This is a genomic window from Streptomyces beijiangensis (assembly GCF_017315755.1).
Lineage (GTDB): Bacteria > Actinomycetota > Actinomycetes > Streptomycetales > Streptomycetaceae > Streptomyces > Streptomyces beijiangensis.
In genome coordinates, this window is the sequence record NZ_JAFLRJ010000865.1 from 265 (window position 1) to 1,142 (window position 878).

An 878-nucleotide genomic window follows, 5' to 3' on the forward strand; every position below is an offset into this window, starting at 1 on the left:
GGCGGCCAGACCGTTGGCGCCGAGCGCGGATCCCGCGTTGAAACCGAACCAGCCGAACCAGAGCAGCCCGGCCCCCATCACCACCATCGGGATGTTGTGCGGCCTCATCGCGTCCTTCTTGAAGCCGAGCCGCGGCCCGAGGACCAGGCAGAGCGCCAGACCCGACGCGCCCGAGGTGATCTCCACCGGCAGCCCGCCCGCGAAGTCCAGCGCCTTCAGGTTCTCCACGATCCAGCCCCCGGGACCCCACACCCAGTGAGCGACGGGAACGTATACGAGCAGCGCCCACACGGGCACGAAGATCAGCCACGCCCCGAATTTCGCCCGGTCCGCGACGGCCCCGCTGATCAGTGCGGCGGTGACGATCGCGAAGGTCAGCTGGAAAGTGGCGAAGAGGAACGTCGGGACGGTGCCGTGCACGCTGCCGACGCCGATCCCTGCCATCCCCAGGTGGNNCTCATCATCAGCATGTTCAGGACGCTCTTGGTGCGGACCATGCCGCCGTAGAAGAGCGCGAGGCCGGGCGTCATCAGCAGTACGAGTGCGGTGGCGGCGAGCATCCACGCGGTGTCGCCGGTATCGATACGGGTCACGGAGGGGCACCTCTCCGGGTCGGGGTCCGGTAGAGGCTCGCTCCTCCGCGTTTCGCATCCGATGCACGCGTGTTTCGTACGGATTTCGTGTTGCGGGAGGGTTACCAGGAGCTCACCCCGTGCCGCGTGGTCGGCGCGCCCCGCCCGATCGGGGAGAATGGACCGCATGAGCGTTCACACCCCCGCGTCCGAAGCCGCCGAAGTGACCCACCGGGCCGGCTTCGCCTGCTTCGTCGGTCGCCCCAACGCGGGCAAGTCCACCCTCACCAACGCTCTGGTCGGCCA

1 protein-coding gene and 1 pseudogene are annotated in these 878 nt (G+C 68.6%); one reads left to right on the plus strand and one right to left on the minus strand.

Features of this window, described 5'->3' with window-relative positions; all coding sequences use genetic code 11:
- A pseudogene (locus J0695_RS44725) lies at window positions 1-560 on the minus strand (ammonium transporter); the annotation flags it as partial.
- Window positions 561-750: 190 nt separating this feature from the next.
- On the opposite strand from J0695_RS44725, the gene J0695_RS39565 reads away from it, so the two are divergent.
- Window positions 751-878 (plus strand): GTPase (locus tag J0695_RS39565; protein WP_206969682.1); only part of this gene is annotated, 128 nt, incomplete at its 3' end.